The sequence below is a fragment of the Aurantimonas sp. A2-1-M11 genome, assembly GCF_036549475.1.
Classification (GTDB): Bacteria; Pseudomonadota; Alphaproteobacteria; order Rhizobiales; family Rhizobiaceae; genus Aurantimonas.
This window is the reverse complement of record NZ_JAZHLI010000016.1, coordinates 45,789-67,994: the sequence shown is the minus strand read 5'-3', so window position 1 is coordinate 67,994 and position 22,206 is coordinate 45,789. Positions and strand designations below refer to the sequence as shown.

The window sequence follows — 22,206 nt, the reverse complement described above, 5'->3', positions numbered from 1 at the left end:
GGATTGGATGCAGTCCTGCACCACGTGGCGGCACCCCCGCAAGCAAAAAGGGCCGGGATCGCTCCCAGCCCTCTTCTGCCGGCGCACGCGGCGCCGGCCATGATCGTCACAGGACCGGTGGTCTTGCCTATTCCGCAGCGGCGCTGTGGCTGGTGCTGAGGCTGGCCTCGGCATCGTCGCGTGTCTGCGCCGCGATCGCCTGGCGAACGCCTGCACCGTATTCCGCGTGCACCTTGTCGAAATGCGCCAGCTGGCGATCGACGATGAACTGCGGCACGCCCTGCATCGCACCGGCGATGTTGCCGAACAGACGTTCACGCTGGCCGGCGTCGAACATCTCGAAGAGCGCCCGCGGTTGGCTGTAATGGTCGGCCTCGCCGCGGAAATCGTAGCGTCCCACCTGGCCCGAGTAGCGGTGCGGCGGCTCCTCGACGCTCGGATCCTCGACCGGGCCGCCGAACGAGTTGGGCTCGTAATAGGCGTCCGGGTTGGTCGCCAGGCCCAGCGTCATCTCGCCGCCCATGTGGTAGTGGGCCACGGGGCTGCGCGGCTTGTTGACCGCCAGCGCGTCATAGTGCGTGCCGATCCGGTAGCGATGTGCGTCCGGATAGGAGAACAGACGCCCCTGCAGCATCCGGTCCGGCGAGAAGCCGATGCCCGGCACCACGTTGGACGGGTTGAACGCCGACTGCTCGACTTCCGTGAAGTAGTTCTCCGGGTTGCGGTTTAGCTCCATCTCGCCGACCTTGATCAGCGGATACATGCCGTGCGGCCAGACCTTGGTCAGGTCGAACGCGCTCCAGCCGGTCTTCTCCTCGAAGGCATCGGCCTCGTCCTCCGGCATCACCTGGATGAACATGTCCCACTTCGGGAACCGGCCGTCCTCGATCATCCCGTAGAGCGCTTCCTGGTAGCTCTCGCGGGACTTGGCGATGACCTTCTCGGCTTCCTCGTTGATGAAGTGCGCGTGGCCCTGCCGGGTCTTGAAGTGGAACTTCACCCAGAAGCGCTCGCCCTGGTCGTTCCAAAGCGAGAAGGTGTGGCTGCCGTAACCGTTCATGCGGCTCGGATCGGTCGGGATGCCGCGGTCGGACATCAGGATCGTCACCTGGTGCAGCGATTCCGGACAAAGCGACCAGAAATCCCACATGGCGGTCGCCGAGCGCAGGTTGGTGCGCGGATGGCGCTTCTGCGTGTGGATGAAGTCCGGGAACTTGTAGGGGTCGGCGACGAAGAACACGGGCGTGTTGTTGCCGACGATGTCCCAGTTGCCTTCCTCGGTGTAGAACTTCAGCGAGAAGCCGCGCACGTCGCGCTCTGCGTCTGCCGCACCCTGCTCGCCGGCAACGGTGGAGAAGCGGGCGAACATTTCGGTCTTCGTACCCGGCTGCAGAACCTTTGCGCGGGTGTAGCGGCTGACGTCCTCGGTCACGACCAGCGTGCCGTGGGCGCCCCAGCCCTTGGCGTGGACGACGCGCTCGGGCACGCGCTCGCGGTTCTGGTGCGCCAGCTTCTCGATCAGCTGGTAGTCCTCGAGCAGCAATGGCCCGTTGCGGCCCACCGTCTTGGAATTCTGGTTGCTCGACACCGGCGCGCCGGATGTCGTCGTCAATCTCTCGCGATCAGCCATGAAGAGGCTCCCTTCGCCATGTTTTGGAATTGTTCCAGGCGCACCCTACGGAACCGGCCCGATAATCTCCAATCGTATTTGCAAGCGGCATCGATCAGTTTATCCTATCGGACATGATCACCATTCGACAGCTCCGCTATTTCAGCACTCTCAGCGAAACCCTGCATTTCGGCCAAGCCGCCAAACGGCTCAACATCAGCCAGCCGGCGCTGTCGGCGCAGATCGCCCAGATGGAGGAGTTTTTCGGCGGGCCCCTGTTCCAGCGCGCGCCCTCCGGCGTCACGCTGACCAGCGACGGCGTCCTCATCGGCGAGCGGGTCCGGCGCATCCTGTCCGAGATGCAGGAACTGGAAAGCCTGGCGACCGCCGGCGAGGCGCTGTTGTCGCGGCGTCTGCGGCTCGGCATGATCGCTTCGGTCGCGCCCTACATCCTGCCGACCTTCCTGCGCGAACTCTCCAGCGCTTATCCCCAGCTCGTCTGCGAGATCCGCGAGAGCGTCACCGATCGGCTGATCGCCGATCTGGCGGTCGGCGAGATCGACTGCGCCGTCGTCGCATTGCCGCTGGACGATCCGTTGCTCGAATCCATCCCGCTGTTCGAGGACCGCTTCTATCTGGCGTTGCCGGCGGCCGAGGCCACGCGCGTGGCGGAACCTGTGCCCCTGTCGGCCCTGCGCAACGAACGGCTGATCCTGCTGGAGGAAGGCCATTGCCTGCGCGCCCAGGCGCTCGACATCTGCCGCATCGCCGATGCGGGGCAGATGGCCGGCCTCGGCGCCACCAGCCTGACGACGATCCTCAGGATGGTTTCCGGCGGCCTCGGGGCGACACTGATCCCGGAAATGGCGATCCCCGACGAGACCCGCAGCGGCGGCATCGCGATCCTGCCCTTCGAGGCGCCGATGCCGTACCGGACCATCGCCCTCGCCTTCCGCCCCTCGACGGCGCGGCGCCGCGACTTCGAGGCCCTCGCCGCATTGCTGCGCCGTTCGCAGACCATGGCGGAAGCGGCCTGAGACGAGGCACAGCGCGTAGGTCGGTCCTGCCCGGACCAGGGCGGATGCAGGACCGGCCGTTACGGGGTGCGGTGGTCCGTGGTCAGAGGCTGGCCTGCAATTCGTCGAGACTGCGCGCCGTCGTCTCGACGATGGTGGCGATGTGCTCTTTCTCGACGATCAGCGGCGGGCAGAAGGCCAGCGCATCCCCCATGGCGCGGGAGATGACGCCGTGCTTCTGCATGATCGCGAAGCCGCGCGCCGCCAGATCTCCCGGCGGCTGCATCGACAGTTTTGCCTGCTTGTCGGTAACCAGCTCGATCGCCGCGATCAGGCCGACGCCGCGCACCTCGCCCACCAGCGGATGGTCCGCGAGCGTGCGCAGTCCGGCCTGCATCGCCTCGCCCATCTCGCGCGCATTGGCGACAAGATCGCGCTCCTCGATGATCTTCAGGTTCTCCAGGGCCACCGCAGCCGCCACGGGATGACCCGAGGCCGTGTAGCCATGGCCGAACGTGCCGATCTCGGAGGACTGGTCCGCCACCGGCCCATAGACCTTCTCGTTGATCAGCAGCGCCGAGATCGGCAGATAGGACGACGACAGCGCCTTGGAGAGCGTCAGGATATCCGGCTCGATCCCGTAGGTCTGGCAGCCGAACATCTTGCCCGTCCGGCCGAAGCCGCAGATCACCTCGTCCGCGACCAGCAGGATGTCGTGCCGTTTCAGCACCGCCTGGATCTTCTTCCAATAGGTCGCTGGCGGCACCACCACGCCGCCCGCACCCATCACCGGCTCGGCGATGAAGGCGGCGACCGTCTCCGGCCCCTCGGCCTGGATCATCGCCTCCAGATCGTCGGCGCAGCGCGTCGCAAAGGCCTCCTCGCTCTCGCCGTCGCGGCCTTCGCGCCAGTAATGCGGGCAGGTCGTATGCAGGATGCCGGACATCGGCAGGTCGAAGGCGCGATGGTTGTTGGGAAGGCCGGTCAGGCTCGCCGAGGCCAGGGTCACGCCGTGATAGCCACGGTTCCGACTGATGATCTTCTTCTTCTGCGGCTGGCCGAGCGCGTTCGAGCGGTAGCGCACCAGCTTGATCATCGTGTCGTTGGCTTCGGACCCCGAATTGGTGAAATAGGCCTTCGACATCGGCACCGGCGCCATCGCCACCAGCTTCTCGGCCAGTTCGATCGCCGGTCCGTGCGATTTGTGGGTGAAGGTGTGGTAGTAGTTCAGCTTCTGCATCTGCCGGGCCGCCGCCTCGACGAGGCGCGTCTCGCCGAAGCCCACGGCGACCGACCACAGCCCCGCCATCGCCTCGATGTAGCGGTTGCCGTCGGTGTCGGTGACATACACCCCCTCGCCCGATTCCATGACGATCGGCCCGACCGCTTCGTGCTTGCGGGCATTGGTGTAGCTGTGCAGGTGGAACGCGATGTCGCGCCCCTCGATCGAATTGGGCTGAACCGTCATGGGGGCAATACTCCGGGCATCGGGCCGACCGGCGGGCAGTCCTTGCGCCGCCGCTTCGCTTGGAGCGCCGTGTGTCCGACAGGACGCACGAAGGACGCGCTACTGACGAGATCCCAGCATCGTGCTTCCCGACACTCGGTTCGGTCTCGGGCAGATGCTGTCGTTGGCCTGTCGTGCGCCTCAACACCCGTTCCGGTCAACGGGCAATACGCCCGGCTGCCGTCGCGACGTCCCCGGGCCCGGTGGCCATGTTGGTAAATTCCCCCGCCGCGCCTATCATCTGCGCCGGAAGAGGAGCCGGTCGTCCGATGCCGTATGGCCGCGGGCACGCCTCCGACACGACGAAACATCCGGGAGGATTCATGACGGGGTCGCACGGCAGGGACGATCATCATCACGACCACGACAATCATCTCGACCCGATGACCGCCCGCGTCATGGCGCTGGAGACGATCCTGACCGAGAAGGGTATGGTCGATCCGGCCGCCCTCGACGCGATCATCGACACCTACGAATCGAGGATCGGACCGCGCAACGGCGCCATGGTGGTGGCGAAGGCATGGGCCGACCCCGACTACGCCGCCTGGCTCGAACGCGACGCCACCGCCGCCATCGCGTCCCTCGGCTTCACCGGGCGCCAGGGCGAGCACATGCAGGCCGTGTTCAACACGCCCGAGCGCCACAATCTCGTCGTCTGCACCCTGTGCTCCTGCTATCCGTGGAGCGTTCTCGGCCTGCCGCCGGTCTGGTACAAATCGCCGCCCTACCGCTCCCGGGCGGTGTCCGATCCGCGCGGGGTGCTGCGCGAATTCGGCCTGGACCTGCCTGCCGGCGTGTCGGTCCGGGTTTGGGATTCCACCGCCGAGCTGCGCTATCTCGTTGTGCCCGAGCGCCCGGCAGGCACCGAGGATCTGTCCGAGGCCGCACTGGCCGCCCTCGTCACCCGCAATTCCATGATCGGCACCGAACGGGCGCTGCCCTCGGATGCCGCGCGCGAGCCGGCAGCGTGAACGGCCCGCACGATCTCGGCGGGCGCCACGGCTTCGGCCCGATCGCGCCCGAGCCCGACGAACCGCTCTTCCATGCGCCCTGGGAACGGCGCGCCCTGGCTCTGACGCTCGCCGCCGGTGCCATGGGCCACTGGTCGATCGACGAAAGCCGCGCCGCCCGCGAGGACCGGCACCCGGCCGATTATTACGGCTCGTCCTATTACGAGATCTGGATCAAGGGGCTGGAAACGCTGCTTCTGCGCCACGGCCTCGTCAGCCATCGCGAATTGCGCGCCGGCCGCCCCCTCGACCTGACCGTGCCGCCGAACCGCGTGCTGAAGGCCGAGGCCGTCGCGACGGCCCTTGCCAAGGGCAACCCGGCCGACCGCGACCCGCAGGGCCGGACGCCGGCCTTCGCGCCCGGAGACCCGGTACGCACCCGCAACCTCCAGCCGCGCCATCACGTCCGCCTGCCCGCCTATGCCCGCGAGAAGACCGGCACGATCGAGCGGGTGCAGGGCTTCCACGTCTTTGCCGATGCCAGCGCCAGGGGCGACGATCATGAGGCGCACTGGCTCTACACCATCGTCTTCGATGCCCATACGCTGTGGGGCGGCGACGCCTCGCCGGACGATCTTGTCTCCGTCGATGCCTGGGAGCCCTATCTTGAGCGCGCCTGAGCAGACCCTTGCTGCCGCTTCGCCGGGCCTGCCGCGCGACGAGGCGGGCGAGCCGGTCTTCTTCGAGCCCTGGCAGGCCAAGGCCTTCGCCATGACGGTCGCGCTCAACGAGCGCGGCATCCTCGCCTGGCCCGACTGGGCCGCCGCGCTCGGCCGGGCCTGCGCCGCCCTGCCCGCCGGCCAAACCACTCCGCAGGCCGCCGCGGATGCCTATTTCACCGCCTGGCTCGCAGCGCTGGAAGAGGTCCTAGCCACCAGTGGGCTGGTCACGGCCGCTGCCGTGGATGCGGCCCAGACGGTCTGGCACCGCGCCGCCGAAGCGACGCCGCACGGCACGCCGATCCGCTACCAGGCCGGGCTGCTGCCCGCAAAGAACTGAACCGCCCGCTCGTGCGATCTCGCGCGACAGGCCCGGACCGTGTGGCGTCCGTCCCGACGGTCATACGATGTCCGTGACCCCACCGGATGATGACCGGCGCGCCGCGCTCAATCGTTGCCATGCACCGGGCGGGACGCGCGGGTGATGGCCCGGTAGCGTTTGACGGAGTCCTGCAGATGGCGGCGCATGGCCTCCCGCGCCGCCTCGGGGTCGCGGGCCCAGATCGCCTCGGCGACGGCGATATGTTCGGCCAGCAGTTCCTCGTCGCGGTTCGGCAGGGGATCGATGCCACCCATCGCCGTGCGGAACTTGACGCGCGGGATGATGCGCCGGCCGATATGCTCGAGAAACGCCTTGAAGCGCTGGTTGTTGGTGGCGGCGGCCACGGCCATGTGGAAGGCGAAATCGGCATTCTCGGTGGAGCGCCCTTCCGCGACCACCCGCTCGAAACTCTCGATCTGGGCCTGGATCTCCGCCTCCTGCGCCGGTGAACTGCGCAGGGCCGCGAGCCCGGCGGCCTCCACCTCGATGCCCAGCCGCAGCTCCAGATCCTCGATGATGTCGGAAATCTTGTCGCTCGCATCGGCAAACAGCGCCGGCAGTTGTTCGCGCTGGCGTGGCCCGAGAACGAACACGCCCACCCCCTGCCGCGATTCCACCAGCCTGTCGGCGCGCAACGCGGCAATCGCCTCGCGGATCACCGTCCGGCTGTAGCCGAAACGCGCGACCAGCACGGGCTCGGTCGGCAGCCTGTCCCCGGGCGCATAGTCGCCCGCCTCGATCCGCTCGCGCAATTCGTCCACGACCCGTGCCGTCAGGGGCCGGTCGTCCTTGGCTTTGTCCGTCACCGCATCGCACTCCTCCTCCCGGCGCGACGCAGATCACCCGCCCGGCTCTCCGCCTGGCAAAGCGGCGCTGCCGAGCCTCCCCGGCCTCACAACAACATATGATGACATGCCCCGTCGATGACCCGCGCCTGCAGCTTTCGTCGCATCGCTTGCGGGATGTGTCCGGAGTCCGCCCATTTGGGTCAGTCCCCGCCCGCGTGAGGATTGGTGGCGGCTCCCGTGGCGCTCCGCGCGTGTCGCCGCGAGACGTCACGGCCCCGGATTATGCGGCGGCTCGTCGGAGGCGCTGTCCCGTCCCATCAGCCCAGGCCCGGACGGCACCGCAATCCGTTTCAGGCACATGCCAGACGCGTGTCGGCCGCCTGCAAACATGCTGCAGGCGGCCGATGATCGTGGCGATGGGTCCGGAACGGCAGGCGACCGGCCGCTCCCGGGACGCCTTACTTCTGGATGCAGGTGTCGACGGTATCCTTGGTGCATTCGTCGAGACCGGTGAAGACCGGGTCTTCGACGGTCTTGCCCTCGATCAGGTCGATCATCACCGTGGGTGCCAGGTAGCCCATCTCGAACGGCCGCTGGCCGACCAGGGCGGTCACGAGCCCCTCGCCGGCAATCGCCACCTGGTCGCCGATCGTGTCGGCGGCGCCGACGACGAAGTCGTTGTTGGCGATCCGGTCGGCGAAGGGTCCGATGAGATCGCGATAGGGCTGTGGCGCGCCGAACATCGGCCACCCGCCCATGATCCCGAAGGCGTCGAGGTCCGGATTGGCGGCGAGGATGTCGGTCATCGCCTGGACGCCCCTGGCGCCGTCGTCATTGGTGAAGACCGGACAGCCCGCCACCTCTGTCCAGCCGCCCTCGCCGGCCAGCGCCGGCAGTCCTTCCTCGCCCGAGAGCGCGTCGCGCATGCCCTGCGCACGGCGCAGGATGTTGTCGGCCCCCGGATTGCCCTGAATGGTACAGACCGTGCCCCCGTCCGGCTTCGCCTCGGCGATGTATTCGCCGATCCGCTTGCCCATCAGGTAGTTGTCGGTGCCCAGATAGGTCAGGCGCAGGTCGGAATCCTCCTCGGCGAGATCCGCATCGATGGTCATGATCGGGACCGTCGGGCTGGACGTTCGCAGGGTCTGGGCGATCAGCTTGGCGTTGGAGGGCGAGATTGCCATCGCCGCCGTATCGGCCTTGCCGAGCATGTCCTGGACGATCTGCGCCTCGCCGGCCTCGTCGGACGTGGAGGCGGGACCGGTGTAGAAGCACTCATACTCGGAATCGGCGTTTTCCTGGTTCCATTTCTGGCAGCCCTGGTTGATGGCCTCGAAGAACGGGTTGTCGAGGCCCTTCACCACGATCACCAGCTGCTTCTTGGCGAGTGCCGGCCCGGCTCCAAGGGTCAGCGCCGCGGCCGCCACGGCGGCCAGTAACGTCGAAGTCTTCATATCGTCCTCCCAGTGATTGCCCGCGCCCTCGAAGGATGGCGACGGCTTCGCTTGCGGCAGCGGCTAGGCGTCCGCAGTCCGGTTTCCGCTGCCCAGATCCGCAGCGGCACACTCCAGCGGCGGGACCCGTACAATTGTGGGCCCACCGATCGCTGCGGGCGCCTCCCGCGCTCGCAGATACGCTTCCAACCGGCGCGCATTATGTGCCGATGCCACCGGCAGCAGGCCTGGCAGGGCTGACCGTCACCACCGTCTCGCGCCGAACGGTACGCCAGCAAACAGTCAGCTTCGGGCACCGTTTCGACTGCGCCGCCCTGCCCGATAACATGCCTTCCTGAAGTATTGCAGCGCATCATGAAAGCTGCTGCGCTGCAACCCAAGTTGCCATCCGATCGGTATCTAAGCGTGGGCCGTAAAGACGGTCAACCGTATTTTCCGACACAAGTAAAAAATGCCGGATTGCCGACAAATACCCGCAAATCCCGTTGACGCCCGCGCGGCGAGCGTGCCTTATCGCCCTCGAAACGCGATGTTCGCGCGGCCGCGGAGGCCTGCTTCACATGCCGCTGTGGCAGGTTCCGCGGTCCCTAGAGGATCACCGGATCGGCAGCCGAAGACGGAAGCAGGGGCCGGGAGATGGACATGGGAGGGACGGTCTGACGTGTCGGTTCTCGAACTCAAGAACGTGTCGAAGCATTTCGGGGCCATCCAGGCGGTCAACGACGTGTCCTTTTCGCTGATGCCCGGCGAGGTCGTCGGCCTGATGGGCGACAACGGCGCCGGCAAGTCGACGCTGGTCAAGATGATCGCCGGCAATTTCCGCCCCAGCCACGGCACGTTGTGGATGAACGACATGCCGCTGGTGATGCACAGGCCCGTCGAGGCCCGCGAGCACGGCATCGAGATCGTCCACCAGGACCTGGCGCTCTGCGACAATCTCACGGCGGCCGCCAACGTCTATCTCGGCCGCGAATTGCGGCGCGGCATCTGGCCCTTCAGCATTCTCGACTATCCCGGCATGTACAAGCGCGCCGGGGAGATCTTCGCCGAGCTGAAATCGGAGACCCGGCCGCGCGACCTGGTGCGGAAGATGTCGGGTGGCCAGCGCCAGGCCGTAGCCATCGCACGCACGCGCCTGTCCGATGCCAAGATCGTCCTGATGGACGAGCCGACCGCGGCGATCTCCGTGCGCCAGGTCGCCGAGGTGCTCAGTCTCATCCGGCGCCTGCGCGATCAGGGCATCACGGTCGTCCTGATCAGCCATCGCATGCCGGACGTCTTCACCGTCGCCGACCGGGTGATCGTCATGCGCCGCGGCCGCAAGGTCGCCGACAAGACGGTCGCGGACAGCTCGCCCGAGGAGGTGACGGGCCTGATCACCGGCGCGATCGAACACGCCTGATCCACAGTCGAGACGCACTCACGTCAAGCCCCGAGACGACCTCCAGGACACCCGCCATGGCATTCACGCTGGACCAACCGATCGAAGACAAGCAGCCAAGCTGGCTGAGCTCGCTATTTGCGAGCCAGACCTTCTGGGTGGTGGTCGCCCTCGTCGTCGCCTGCCTCTATCTGTCCGCCGCGACCGATTCCTTCGCCACGAGCCGGAACCTCTACAATATCAGCCGGAACGTCTCCTTCACGGCGATCGTCGCGCTGGGCATGACGCTGGTTATCATCAGCGGCGGCATCGACCTGTCGGTCGGCTCCGTGCTGTGCCTGTGCTCGATGGTGCTCGCCGTCGTCATGCATGCCGGTTATTCGATCGAGATCGGCATCGCCGCGGCGATCGGCACCGCGCTGCTGGTCGGCGCGTTCAACGGCGTCCTCATCGCCTATCTCGACTTCCCGCCCTTCGTGGTGACCCTCGGCATGCTGTCGCTCGCCCGCAGCCTGGCCATGGTGGTGTCCAACAACACGGTGGTCTTCGAGTTCGGCCCGGATCACGATGCGCTCCTGGCGCTGGGGGGCGGCGCCTTCTTCTTCGGCATCGCCAATCCCGTCGTCTACATGGTCGTCCTGGCGCTGATCACCGGCTTCGTCCTGCGCTGGACGAAGTTCGGCCGGCATGTCTTCGCCATCGGCGGCAACGAGCATGCCGCCACCCTCACCGGCGTTCCGGTGCGGCCGATCAAGGTGGCGGTCTACATGATCTCCGCCCTGAGCGCCGGCATTGCCGGCATCATCCAGACCGGCTGGCTCGGCGCCGTGACGACGAATATCGGCGCCGGCATGGAGCTGCAGGTCATTGCGGCAGCGGTCATCGGCGGCGCCAATCTGGCCGGCGGCGTCGGCACGGCCTTCGGGGCCCTCGTTGGTGCAGGGCTGATCGAGGTGATCCGCAACAGCCTCGGGCTTCTCGGCATCAATGCCTTCTGGCAGGGCGCCTTCATCGGCGGCGCGATCATCCTGGCGGTGCTCTTCGACCGTATCCGCAACTTCAGGCTGCGCGAATAGCGCAGCCCGCGACGACGCCGCGCCACTGGCCAGGCGTGCGAACTGCCCCACCTCGGCACGACGCGTGCCGCGACCACGCCGTTCCGCCCGGAGCGACCGGTGGCACCGTTGCGGCCAGAGCCGCATGAACTGACAAGGAGATTCCCGAATGAGCAAACGTATCGTCTTCACCGGCGGCACCGGCAAGGCCGGACGCCACGTGGTCCCCTATCTCCTCGACAAGGGCCACAAGGTGCTGAACGTCGATCTGGTGCCCTTCGACCATGACGGCGTCGACAATCTGAATGCCGACATCACCGACAGCGGCCAGATGTACAATGCCCTGTCCAGCCATTTCGGGCTCGAGGAATTTGCGACCGGCACCGGTCCGGCGGCGATCGACGCGGTGGTCCATTTCGCGGCGATCCCGCGCGTCCTGATCCGGCCGGACAACGAGACCTTCCGCGTCAACACGATCGGCACCTACAACGTCATCGAGGCGGCGGTGAAGCTGGGCATCCGCAAGATCGTCATCGCCTCCAGCGAAACGACCTACGGCGTGTGCTTCGCCGAAGGCGACAAGGATTTCCACCGGTTCCCGCTGGAGGAGGATTACGACATCGACCCGATGGACAGCTACGGCCTGTCGAAGGTGGTGAACGAGAAGACCGCCCGCGCCTTCGCCATGCGCTCGGGCGCCGACATCTACGCCCTGCGCATCGGCAACGTCATCGAGCCGCACGAATACGACATGTTCCCGGGCTTCCTCGCCGACCCGATGTCGCGCAAGCGCAATGCCTGGAGCTACATCGACGCACGCGATCTGGGGCAGATGGTGGACCTCGCGATCGCCAAGGACGGCCTCGGCTTCCAGGTGTTCAATGCCACCAACGACACGATCACCGCCAACATGCCGACGGCCGAGTTCCTGGCCAAATACTGCCCGCAAATTCCCGTCGCCCGCGAACTCGGCACCTACGAGGCGCCGCTGTCCAATCGCAAGATCCGCGACGTCCTCGGCTTCCGGGAGGAACACGACTGGCGCAAATACGTCTCCGTCTGACGCCCGGTAGGAGGTCGAGCCCGACTCGCCCGGCGGACCGGTCGCGTCGAAGGTCACCTGGTAGCGGTCCTTGGTGCCGTATTCGGCGCCGATCTGCCGAAAGCTCTCCGTCATCCGCCGTTTCGAGGTCAGATCGATGATCGCGGATTTGGAAGGAATGGAAGCGCGGATCGATGCTGAAGGCGCCGCGGCCGAATAGGCCAGCGCTTTGTGAATGACTGGACAGCACGGTCGTCGAACTGCTCCGGCGTGACCCCGGTCACCATGCGCAAGAGCTCGACGATCGCCAGGTCGGTCTTGGCGGCGGACGCGGTGTCTCGGCGACATGGCCGTTGGCGGCGTAGTCGGCGCCCTGGCCGCCTTATTGCCGGGTCGCCGGACGTCCCGTCTGCCAATTGCCGATAGCCTCTATCGTCACCGTGTCCAGCGCGACCGGGCGTCCTGTGCCAGCGCCGCCGCCGGCAACAGTGCGAGACTTGCCGCGGGCCGTGACGTGGGACGCCTCACCCCGCGCGTCGCACGGGTTGGCGCGACCTCGATGGCCGGTAATTCCCGATGTCGCACAGCCCTTCTGTCGAGGACCCCTTGCCCTTGGACGCAGTCGAGCGATAGATAAACATGAATTGTAGAGTCAACATTTGGCCGTTTCCGAGGTGTCCGGGTCTCGGCGGGACCGTTGCGCTCTCGAACTGCCGGGCGGCAGCTTGGTCGGTCCGGGCCGTCCCGAATGAAATCGGATGTACGCAAACCCTGTAGCGATCGTGGCAAGATAGACGCTGTATCTGGATGACAACAATCTCTAAGGCCGATCAGGACGATGCGCCCGTGGCTGCTGCCTCATGGTGATCGACAGACGTGTCCTGCTCGGCGGGCTGGCGACGCTGGCGATGTCCACGCGGCCGGCCGTGACGGCGACCGACCTGCGTATCGCCTCACTCGACTATGCACTGACCGAAACGCTGCTCGCGCTCGGCCATCCACCGATCGCGCAGACCGCTGCGGGAGACTGGGACGAATGGGTCGCCGATCCGGCCCTGCCGGCAAGCGTCGCCGATCTCGGCTCCACCCTGCAGGTCAATTTCGAGCGGCTGGCCCTGCTGGATCCGGACCTGATCCTCACCACCGAATATGTCGCGCGCCAGGAGCCGGCACTTGCCCGCATCGCCCCCGTCGAACGCCTGACCATCTACCAGGAAGGCGCCGATCCGCTGGAGCGCGCCGGTGTGGTCACCCGCAAGCTTGGCCGGCGCACCGGCCGGCAGGGCGCCGCCGCAGCCTATCTCGAGACGGTCGACGCGGGGTTTTCCGCCTGCGCCGGGCGCCTCTCCGGCCTGGCGCTGTCGCCGGTCTATCTCGTCGCTTTCATGGATTCCCGCCATGTGCGGGTATTCGGCGGCAAGGGACTCTACCAGGCCGTCCTGGACCGGATCGGGCTGGCCAATGCCTATGCGGGCGAGACCAATTACTGGGGCTTTGCGACCGTCGGCATCGAGGCACTGGCGACCACCGCCGACGTGCGCCTCTTCGCCTTCGAGCCGCTGCCGCCGAACCTGTTGCAGACGCTCGGCGAAAGCCCGCTCTGGCGCGAGCTTCCCTTCGTCGCGGCCGGACAGGTCACCGTCCTGCCGCCCGCCTTGATGTTCGGCGCGCTTCCCTCGGCCCTGCGCATCGCCGGGCTCCTCACCGACGCCCTGGCCGGACCGGCGGACGAATCCGGGGAACGCGCGCCCGCATGATCCTGTCGCCGCGCATGAACGGGCCGGCCCGCTTCACCGCGGTGCTGGCGCTCCCGGCCGCGATGCTGCTCGTCGCCGTCGTCGCCGGCCCGATCGCCCAATTGTGGGCGATGCCGGAGACCGCAGGCTACGATGCCGCGCGCGTGGTGTTCCTCCATGCCGATCTCCCGCGCCTTGCCATGGCGCTCCTGTGCGGCGCGGCCCTGTCGGCATCCGGCGCGATCCTGCAGCAGGTGCTGCGCAATCCTCTGGCCTCCCCGACGACACTGGGTATCGATGCCGGCGCCCGGCTGGCGCTGGCGCTGGCGACGCTGTTCGCGCCAGCGCTCTTCGGCTTTGGCCGTGACCTGGTGGCGATCGGCGGCAGCGCCCTGTCGACGCTGGTCGTCTTCCTGCTCGTGCGACGCAATTTCTCGGCGGTCTCCCTCGTGCTTGCCGGCCTGGTCGTCAGCCTTTATTGCGGCGCGCTCTCGGCGATCCTGATCATGATCAAGGACCGCTATCTGGTCAGCCTGTTCATCTGGGGCGCCGGTTCGCTGGCCCAGCAGAGCTGGCAGCCGACGCTCGACCTCGCGCTGCGCCTCGCCGTGCTGGTCGTGCCGGCCTGGCTGCTGGTGCGGCCGCTCGCGCTGCTGGACCTCGGCGATGCCAGCGTGTCATCCCTCGGGCTGCACGTGGCCCGTATCCGACTCGGGGCGGTGGCTCTTGCCGTGCTTCTCGCCTGTTTCGTGACCAGCGCCGTCGGCGTCATCGGCTTCGTCGGCCTCGTCGCGCCGATCCTGGCGCGGCTGGCCGGCGCCCGGCAATTCGGCGAGCGGCTTGTCTGGTCGAGCGTCATCGGCGCCCTGCTGCTGCTCGCGACCGATTGCACCGTGACGCTGCTCTCGGGCGTGTCCTCCGAGTTCCTGCCGACCGGCGCGGTGACGGCGATCTTCGGCTCGCCGCTGCTGCTGCTCCTGCTGCCGCGCCTGCGCGCGAACGTCCGCCCTGCACTCGAGGCGTCGGTCTCCCAGGCGCCCGCCCACTTTGGCCGCTGCATCCGAATGACGCTGTGCGGCGGGCTCGCGCTGCTTCTGGTCCTGGTGCTGTTCGTCGGGCGCGACGCCGCCGGCGGCTGGCAGATCCTGCCCGTCGCCGACTGGGACGCGATCCTGCCCTGGCGCGCACCCCGGCTCCTCGCCGCGGCCTCGGCCGGGGCCATGGTCGCTGTCGCCGGATTAATCCTGCAGCGCCTGACCGGCAACGAGATGGCAAGCCCAGAGGTTCTGGGCGTTAGCGCCGGCTCGGCCTTCGCCTTCGCGCTGTCGCTGTTCGTCGTCGGCGATCTCGGGCTCTTTGGCGAAAGCCTGGCGACCAGCCTCGGCGGCCTCGCCGTTCTCGTCGCGATCCTCGCCTACGGCCGCCGCACGGGCTTCTCGCCGGAGACCATCCTTCTGGCCGGCATCGCGCTGAATGCGCTTCTCGATGCCGTTGTCGGCGTGCTGGCGGCCGGGGGCGATCCGCGCGCCTTCATCCTCGTCGACTGGATGGGCGGCTCGACCCAGGGCATTACCATGGCCGACGCGATCCCCGTCGCGATCGCCGCAATCCTGCTGGTCGGGGCGGCGGTGCCGACGTTGCGCTGGCTGGCGATCCTGCCGCTGGGCGACCGGCAGGCCGCCGCGCTCGGCGTGCCGCTCGCCTTCGCTCGGGCCTGCCTTCTCGTCCTCGCCGCCCTCCTGACGGCCGCGGCGACGCCGATCATCGGCCCGCTGACCTTCGTCGGGCTGATGGCGCCGCACATGGTCCACTATCTCGGCATCCGCCAGCCCTTGCCGACGCTTCTCGTCGCCGGGCTCGCCGGGGCGGCGATCATGGCCCTTGCCGATTTCCTCGGGCGCACGATCGCCTTTCCCTATCAATTGCCGACCGGCTTGGTCGCCGCCCTCGTCGGGGCTCCCGTCCTGCTGATTCTGCTCGGTCGAAGAGGATCGACATCATGAACGCCGCTTTCACCCTCGAGGAGGCAGGCGTCGGCGTGCCGGCGCGCACCTTGCTCTCCCCCCTGACACTCAGCCTCGGCCATGGCACCGTCACCGGCCTCGTCGGACACAACGGTTCCGGCAAGTCCACGCTGCTGAAGCTCCTGGCGCGCCAGCTTCGCCCGACGACAGGACGCCTCGCTTTCGACGGTCGGCCGATCGGGGAATGGGGCGAGCGGGAACTGGCGCGGCGAATTGCCTATCTTCCGCAGCACACGCCGCTGGTGCCCGGCATGCTGGTCAAGGAACTCGTCGCGCTCGGCCGCTACCCCTGGCACGGCGCCCTCGGCCGGTTCGGCCCCGCCGACCGGGAGAAGGTCGACGAGGCCCTGGCGCTCACCGACACCGCGACCTATGCCGACCGCTTCGTGGAAAGCCTGTCGGGCGGGGAGCGCCAACGCGTCTGGCTCGCCATGCTGGTTGCCCAGGACGCAGGCTATCTCCTCCTCGACGAGCCGATCTCGGCCCTCGACGTGGCGCACCAGATCGAGATGCTGTCGCTGGTGCGCGACCTCTGCGACCGGCGCGGCGTCGGGGTCATCGTCGTCCTGCACGAGATCAACATGGCGGCCCGGTTCTGCGACGAGATCATCGCCTTGAAGGACGGGCGCCTTGTGGCGCGGGGCGCGCCGGCCGGCATTATCACCCCCGAACGCCTGGAGGCCATCTACGGAATTCCCATGGATGTCCTGGCCAGGCCTTCCGACGACATGAAGCTGGCGTTCCCGCGCTGAGGGCAGCACTCCGACAGCACCATGCGTAAAGTTGACTATTACTATCAGATTAGATTATGCGCAGCGGAACGCTCCCTCGATCGGGCCGGCAACGCGACGGCCGACCCCGTGGAACAGTGACCGGGCAACGCCCGAAGGACGAACGGCCAGACATGACCCATCTTCCCGCCCACAGGTCCGCCCTGTCCCGGCTTGCATTCGCCATTGCCCTGATCGTCGCAGTCGCGCCGCAACCGCGCGACACGGCCATGGCGCAGGACACGAACGTCCCTGCGGCCAGCCCGAGCACATCACAAGGGACGGCACCGGTGACGGCGCCCGTTGCCGGACCCGATGCCGACTCCGACGCAGGTGCGGAGACTGTTTTGCCGGCAGAGGACCGGACGACCGATCCGGTCGCGCAGGGAGCCCCTGAGCCTGCGGCCTCGCCGGAGGGCGAGGCGACACCGACCGCCAATGACGCAGCCGCGCCCGCAACAATTGCGGCGCCCGCTACACCGGCGGAGACAGCCCCGAACAGGGAAGCACAACCGGGCGCAACGGCGCAGGCATCCGCCGCTGCACCGGGTGAGCGCAACGCGGCCCTGCCCCACGATCTGTCGCCCATGGGCATGTTCATGGCCGCCGACTGGGTGGTGAAGGCGGTGATGATCGGGCTGGCCTTCGCCTCGCTCGTCACCTGGACCATCGGCCTGTCCAAGGCGCTGGAATTGCTCCTTGCCAAACGCCGCGCCCGCGCCGGCGTCCGCCGGCTTGCCCGTGCCGACACCCTGTCCGACGCGCTGACCGCCCAGCGCCGCCGCTGGCGGGGTCCGGTGGCGGCCCTCGCCCAGAGCGCCGACGCCGAGCGGGCCCGCTCGGCCGATCTCTCCGACGACGGCATCAGGGAGCGCGTCTCCGTCGCGCTGTCGCGCATCGAGGCCGGCGCCGGCCGGTCGATCTCGCGCGGCACCGGCATTCTCGCGACCATCGGCTCCACGGCCCCCTTCGTCGGCCTGTTCGGCACCGTCTGGGGCATCATGAACGCCTTCATCGGCATCAGTCAGGCCAACACGACCAACCTCGCCGTCGTCGCCCCCGGCATCGCCGAGGCCTTGCTGGCCACCGCGATCGGCCTCGTGGCCGCCATTCCGGCGGTCATCGTCTACAACGTCTTCGCCCGCTCGATTGCCGGTTATCGCGCCGTCCTGTCCGACGGCTCGGCCCTCGTCCTGCAGCATCTGTCGCGCGATCTCGACCGTCGCCGAACCGGCCAGGGAGCGGCGCCGTTGATGGCCGCCACGGAGTAGGCCGATGGGGATCAATCTCAACCAGGGTGGCGGCGACGATCTGGGCGGCGCCGGCGAACTCTCCGAAATCAACGTCACCCCGTTCATCGACGTGGTGCTGGTGCTGCTGATCATCTTCATGGTCGCCGCTCCGCTGTCGACCGTGGACGCGCCGGTCGACATGCCCCTGTCCAACGCCGAACCCCGCGAGCGGCCGGACGAGCCGATCTACCTGACCGTGCAGAGCGACCAGACGCTGCTGATCGGCGAGGATCCGGTCGATTCCGCAGCCCTCGCCATGGCGCTCGACGCGGCCACCGGCGGCAATCGCGACGAACGCATTCTCCTGCGCGCCGACGGCGCCATCGCCTATGGCGACCTGATGGAGGTGATGAATGCGCTGCGCACCGCCGGCTACCTGAAGATCGGCCTGGTCGGTCTCGAGGACACCGGTGCGGCGACCGCCGCTGCGGCAGTCCCAGGGCAGCCCTGACCCATGGCCAGCGGCGGCGACCCGATCCCCTTCGGCGACGGCACCCGTTCGGGACGCGCAGCCCTGCTGCGCTGGCCGCTGGCGGCGATGCTGGTCCTGGCGGCCCACGGTGCCGTCGCCTATGCCGTCCTCGCCCGGGTGCCCGAAGAGGCGCCGGCGGGCAATGAGCAGGCGCCGATCCTGATCGAGCTCGCCGCGCCGGCCGCAACACCCGATGTCGCCTCCACGGAGGCCGTCGCCGAGCCGGAATCCACCGAGCCTCCGCCCGAGGAGCCGGCCCCCGAAGCGGAAGCAGAGCCCGAGCCGGTCGCCGACCCCCTTCCGGAGCCGAAGCCTGAGCCGGAAGAGGACGTTGCGCCCGAGCCGATGCCGGAGCCCGTCGATCCGCCCGAGGTAGAGGAACCCAAGGTGCCGGAGACGCCGGAGCCGGAGGCCGAACCGCAGCCCGAGCCGGAGCCGGAGCCTGAGCCGGAGCAGATGGCGGCACCCGCCGTGGTGCCGGTGCCGACATTCCGTCCGAACCCGCCGCCGAGAGTGCGCCAGGCCGCTCGCGAGGAGACGAAGCAGGCCAAGCCGCGCGAGCGGCGCAAGCCCGTCGAGCGCAAACAGAACCGGCAGGGGAAGAAGGCTGCTCCGCCGCCGTCGACCGCCACCGCGGGCCGCCGGCAGCAGCAGGTCTCCCAGGGCGCGAATGTCTCGCGTTCGGCGCTGGCAAGCTGGCGCAACGCCGTCCAGGCACGGCTCAACCGCTACAAGCGCAGCCCGCGCGGCGGCGGGTCCGGCACAGTGACGGTCGCCTTCCGGATGGACGGCAATGGCCGCGTCACGTCGGCGCGGGTCGCCGGGTCGGCCGGCCGGATCCTCGACGACGCCGCGGTCTCGCTCCTGCGGCGGGCGAGCCCATTCCCCGCACCGCCCGGCGGAGGCGCGGTGTCATTGACGGTACCGATCCGCTTCCAGTAGGCGCATGACGCGCGGCGGAACGTGGCGGCGAAACAGTCTATCATCATCATGCGCGGCCATTCTGGGCCGGTTCGGCGAACGCCGTCCGGCCCGCTTCTGGCGCCAGAGACATTGACGAGGCCCGGATGCTTGCGCGGTTCTTCTCCTATTACGCCCCCTGGCGCGGCCTGTTCATCCTGGATTTCGGCTGCGCGGTACTGCCCGGCCTCCTCGAGCTCGCCTTCCCGATCGCAGTAAAGGTGTTCATCGACACGCTGCTGCCGAGCGGCGAGTGGAACCTGATCATCGCGGCGGCGATCGGCCTGCTGGCCATCTACCTTCTCAACACCGGGCTGATGGCGGTGGTCACCTATTGGGGCCACATGCTGGGCATCAATATCGAGACGGAGATGCGCCGGCGCGCCTTCGACCATCTCCAGAAGCTGTCCTTCGGCTATTTCGACAACCAGAAGACCGGCCATCTGGTGGGCCGCCTGACAAAGGATCTGGAGGAGATCGGAGAGATCGCCCATCACGGGCCGGAGGATCTGTTCATCGCGGTGATGACCTTCCTCGGCGCCTTCGTGCTGATGCTGTTCGTCCATGTCGAGTTGGCGCTGATCACGGCGGTGATGGTGCCGGTCGGGACCGTCCTGACCATACGCTACGGCGCCCGCATGACCGAGACCTGGCGCGCAATCTACGGCAGCGTCGGCGCGTTCAATGCCCGCATCGAGGAGAATGTCGGCGGCATCCGTGTCGTCCAGGCCTTCGCCAACGAGAATCACGAGCGCTCGCTCTTTGCCCGCGACAACGCGCAGTATCGCGACCGCAAGCTCGACGCCTACCGCATCATGTCGGTCAGCCAGTCGCTGAACTATCTGTCGATGCGGCTGACCCAGGTGATCGTCATGGTCGCCGGCACCTATTTCGTCATCGCCGGCGACCTGTCGAATGGCGGCTTCGTCGGCTTTCTGCTGCTGGTCGGCGTCTTCTTCCGCCCGGTCGAGAAGATCGCCGCGGTGCTGGAGAGCTATCCCAAGGGAATCGCCGGCTTCCGCCGCTATTGCGATTTCCTCGACACAGCACCCGACATCGTCGATCGCCCGGGCGCCCGCACCGTCGACCGGCTCGCCGGCGAGGTCCGGTTCTCGGACGTGCACTTCACCTATTCGACCGGCCATCCGGTGCTGAACGGCATCGATCTGCAGGTCGCGGCCGGCGAGACGATCGCCTTTGTCGGCCCGTCCGGCGCAGGCAAGACGACGATCTGCGCGCTGGTGCCGCGCTTCTACGATCTCGTTCGCGGCGCGATCACCATCGACGGCATCGACATCCGCGACATGACCCTCGCCTCGCTGCGCAGCCATATCGGCGTCGTCCAGCAGGACGTGTTCCTGTTCGGCGGGACGATCCGTGACAATGTCGCCTATGGCCGGCTCGACGCCGACGACGCCGAGATCTGGGACGCGCTGGGACGGGCGCATCTCGCCGACACCGTCGCGCGGCTGCCGGACGGCCTCGATACACTGGTCGGCGAGCGCGGCCTGAAGCTGTCGGGCGGCCAGAAGCAGCGCCTGTCGATCGCCCGCATGTTCCTCAAGAACCCGGAAATCCTGATCCTCGACGAGGCGACCTCGGCGCTCGATACCGAGACCGAACGCGCCATCCAGACGGCCCTCGCCGAACTCGCCAAGGGCCGCACGACCCTGATCGTCGCCCATCGCCTGTCGACCATCCGCCATGCCGACCGGATCGTGGTGGTCGATGGCGGCCGGATTGTCGAGGAAGGCTCCCATGACGCGCTGCTCGAACGCGGCGGTGCCTATCGCCGTCTGGTGGACGCCCAGGAACGGGACGCCGTCCTGCCTTCGACCCTGGCGGCCGAGTAACTGGCTGCCTCACGACGGTCAGCGATGGGCCTGGCCCGACGCCTCGTCGGGGGCGGCGCGCCAATAGGCGACCACCAGATGATCGCGCGCCTTCAGCCCCCAGTGCCGGCGGCAATGGTGGCGCAGCCGCTTGAAGGCCTGGAATTCGCAGCCGATCCAGACCGACGCGCCAGCCTCTGACGGCCAGTCGAGGTCGACCACCGCCTCTTCCAGGAGCGTGGTCGTTCCGGCCGCGCGGCCCCTGCGATCCAGCCATATCAGGTCGAAGCCGGCCGGATGGTCGAGGGACTGGATCTCGGCGGCATCGGCGATTTCGATGATGGCCGTGCCGGTGGCCTCGGCCGGCAGTTCCTCCAGCATGCGCGCGATCGCTGGCAGCGCCGTCTCGTCGCCGGCCAGGAGCATGCGCGCGGCCGGCAGGACGCCGCCGCCGCCGGGCCCCATCATGCCGACCGGGTCGCCGGCCGTGGCCGCGCGCGCCCAGTCGGAGCCGGGGCTATCGCCATCGTGCAGCACGACATCGATGTCGACGCAGCCTGCGCCGGGGTCGAGACGGCGCATGGTGTAGGTGCGCAGGGTCAGGCGGTCCTCTCCCTCCGGCCAGGCGGGGATGCCGGACGGCACCGCGTTCGGCCAGACCGGCGCGCGGCCCTTCGGCGGGATCAGCAGCTGCACATGCAGTCCGCCGCTGCGAAACCGCTCGAGATCGTGGCCCACGAGGCGCACCCGCCGCATCTTCCGCGTGACCTGCCAGGAATCGACCACCTGCATCTCGCGGAACTGCGGCAGCTCCGACGTGCCCGCCCCGTCGCCCGACCAGGCGATCTCGACATCCGGGCCGAAGAACTCCCGCATGTTCCAGGCGATGAGATATTTCATGTTGGCCAGGGCGCCGCGGTCGAGGGCCGTGGCTCGGGCAGCCAGCGTACCGCCGCGCTCCTCGAGCCGCGCCTGGGCCCCGTAGAAGTCGAGGGCGACCACCTCGCCGGCCTTTCGGGCGGGGGGCATATGATCGGCCAGAATGCCGGCGAGATGGTCAAGGAAACCCGCGGGGGTCTGGGTGGCGATTTCCACCGCGGCGCAGAATTTCGCTTCGGCGTCCTGCATCGCCTCGCCTTCGCGGGAACCCGGTGCAGTCGGACGGCGGTCGCCGGACGTCCCGTGGCGCGCGGGCCGTGCGAACGTCACCATGCGGC

Annotated in this window: 19 protein-coding genes; 14 read left to right on the top strand and 5 right to left on the bottom strand. The window is 68.1% G+C overall.

What is annotated here, in order from left to right:
* Nucleotides 1-127: 127 nt before the first annotated feature.
* A complete protein-coding gene (locus VQ042_RS09760; RefSeq protein WP_331818621.1) occupies nucleotides 128-1,630 on the bottom strand; it encodes a catalase in 1,503 nt (500 codons plus the stop codon).
* A 113-nt stretch (nucleotides 1,631-1,743) separates the two neighbouring features.
* Between VQ042_RS09760 and VQ042_RS09755 the strand changes: the two genes are divergently transcribed.
* Entirely contained in the window at nucleotides 1,744-2,646 is a 903-nt protein-coding gene (locus VQ042_RS09755; RefSeq protein WP_331818619.1) for a hydrogen peroxide-inducible genes activator, read from the top strand.
* An 82-nt stretch (nucleotides 2,647-2,728) separates the two neighbouring features.
* Here the strand turns inward: VQ042_RS09755 and VQ042_RS09750 are convergent, their stop codons facing one another.
* Nucleotides 2,729-4,093 (bottom strand): aspartate aminotransferase family protein, encoded by a 1,365-nt coding sequence (locus VQ042_RS09750; RefSeq protein WP_331818617.1) that lies wholly within the window; start codon nucleotides 4,091-4,093, stop codon nucleotides 2,729-2,731.
* Between the two features lie 362 nt (nucleotides 4,094-4,455).
* Between VQ042_RS09750 and nthA the strand changes: the two genes are divergently transcribed.
* The 3 genes from nthA to VQ042_RS09735 are packed head-to-tail and all read left to right on the top strand — an operon-like array spanning nucleotide 4,456 to nucleotide 6,141.
* Nucleotides 4,456-5,103 (top strand): nitrile hydratase subunit alpha, encoded by a 648-nt coding sequence (gene nthA, locus VQ042_RS09745; RefSeq protein ID WP_331818615.1) that lies wholly within the window; start codon nucleotides 4,456-4,458, stop codon nucleotides 5,101-5,103.
* Nucleotides 5,100-5,762, top strand: a complete 663-nt coding sequence (gene nthB / locus VQ042_RS09740; RefSeq protein WP_331818613.1) for a nitrile hydratase subunit beta — start codon at nucleotides 5,100-5,102, stop codon at nucleotides 5,760-5,762. Before nthA ends, nthB begins: the two co-directional genes overlap by 4 nt.
* Nucleotides 5,749-6,141, top strand: coding sequence for a nitrile hydratase accessory protein (locus VQ042_RS09735; protein ID WP_331818611.1), 393 nt, complete (start codon nucleotides 5,749-5,751; stop codon nucleotides 6,139-6,141). Before nthB ends, VQ042_RS09735 begins: the two co-directional genes overlap by 14 nt.
* A gap of 107 nt (nucleotides 6,142-6,248) precedes the next feature.
* Here VQ042_RS09735 and VQ042_RS09730 read toward each other — a convergent pair whose 3' ends face one another.
* The gene (locus tag VQ042_RS09730) at nucleotides 6,249-6,959 is read right to left on the bottom strand and encodes a FadR/GntR family transcriptional regulator (protein ID WP_442880063.1); all 711 of its coding nucleotides are present in this window, start codon (nucleotides 6,957-6,959) and stop codon (nucleotides 6,249-6,251) included.
* 470 nt (nucleotides 6,960-7,429) lie between these two features.
* Nucleotides 7,430-8,425, bottom strand: coding sequence for a substrate-binding domain-containing protein (locus VQ042_RS09725; protein ID WP_331818607.1), 996 nt, complete (start codon nucleotides 8,423-8,425; stop codon nucleotides 7,430-7,432).
* Between the two features lie 661 nt (nucleotides 8,426-9,086).
* Between VQ042_RS09725 and VQ042_RS09720 the strand changes: the two genes are divergently transcribed.
* From VQ042_RS09720 to VQ042_RS09675, 10 genes are all read left to right on the top strand, one after another.
* A complete protein-coding gene (locus VQ042_RS09720) occupies nucleotides 9,087-9,827 on the top strand; it encodes an ATP-binding cassette domain-containing protein (RefSeq protein ID WP_331818605.1) in 741 nt (246 codons plus the stop codon).
* 56 nt (nucleotides 9,828-9,883) lie between these two features.
* The gene (locus VQ042_RS09715) at nucleotides 9,884-10,882 is read left to right on the top strand and encodes an ABC transporter permease (RefSeq protein ID WP_331818603.1); all 999 of its coding nucleotides are present in this window, start codon (nucleotides 9,884-9,886) and stop codon (nucleotides 10,880-10,882) included.
* Between the two features lie 148 nt (nucleotides 10,883-11,030).
* Entirely contained in the window at nucleotides 11,031-11,924 is an 894-nt protein-coding gene (locus VQ042_RS09710; RefSeq protein ID WP_331818601.1) for an NAD-dependent epimerase/dehydratase family protein, read from the top strand.
* Nucleotides 11,925-12,763: 839 nt separating this feature from the next.
* Nucleotides 12,764-13,660 carry an ABC transporter substrate-binding protein gene (locus tag VQ042_RS09705; protein ID WP_331818599.1) on the top strand — a complete coding sequence of 299 codons (897 nt, stop codon included), beginning with the start codon at nucleotides 12,764-12,766 and terminating at the stop codon, nucleotides 13,658-13,660.
* Nucleotides 13,657-15,642, top strand: a complete 1,986-nt coding sequence (fhuB, locus tag VQ042_RS09700; RefSeq protein WP_331818598.1) for a Fe(3+)-hydroxamate ABC transporter permease FhuB — start codon at nucleotides 13,657-13,659, stop codon at nucleotides 15,640-15,642. Before VQ042_RS09705 ends, fhuB begins: the two co-directional genes overlap by 4 nt.
* Nucleotides 15,639-16,415, top strand: a complete 777-nt coding sequence (locus VQ042_RS09695; protein ID WP_331818597.1) for an ABC transporter ATP-binding protein — start codon at nucleotides 15,639-15,641, stop codon at nucleotides 16,413-16,415. Before fhuB ends, VQ042_RS09695 begins: the two co-directional genes overlap by 4 nt.
* Nucleotides 16,416-16,567: 152 nt before the next feature.
* Complete coding sequence (gene exbB / locus VQ042_RS09690) at nucleotides 16,568-17,704, top strand: tonB-system energizer ExbB (protein ID WP_331818596.1); 1,137 nt, start codon at nucleotides 16,568-16,570, stop codon at nucleotides 17,702-17,704.
* A gap of 4 nt (nucleotides 17,705-17,708) precedes the next feature.
* Nucleotides 17,709-18,176, top strand: a complete 468-nt coding sequence (gene exbD, locus VQ042_RS09685) for a TonB system transport protein ExbD (RefSeq protein ID WP_331818593.1) — start codon at nucleotides 17,709-17,711, stop codon at nucleotides 18,174-18,176.
* Nucleotides 18,177-18,179: 3 nt separating this feature from the next.
* A complete protein-coding gene (locus VQ042_RS09680; protein ID WP_331818591.1) occupies nucleotides 18,180-19,139 on the top strand; it encodes a cell envelope integrity protein TolA in 960 nt (319 codons plus the stop codon).
* 125 nt (nucleotides 19,140-19,264) lie between these two features.
* Nucleotides 19,265-21,010, top strand: coding sequence for an ABC transporter ATP-binding protein (locus tag VQ042_RS09675; RefSeq protein WP_331818589.1), 1,746 nt, complete (start codon nucleotides 19,265-19,267; stop codon nucleotides 21,008-21,010).
* 18 nt (nucleotides 21,011-21,028) lie between these two features.
* Here VQ042_RS09675 and VQ042_RS09670 read toward each other — a convergent pair whose 3' ends face one another.
* On the bottom strand, nucleotides 21,029-22,201 hold the full coding sequence (locus VQ042_RS09670; protein ID WP_331818588.1) for a siderophore-interacting protein: 1,173 nt from the start codon (nucleotides 22,199-22,201) through the stop codon (nucleotides 21,029-21,031).
* Nucleotides 22,202-22,206: the final 5 nt, after the last annotated feature.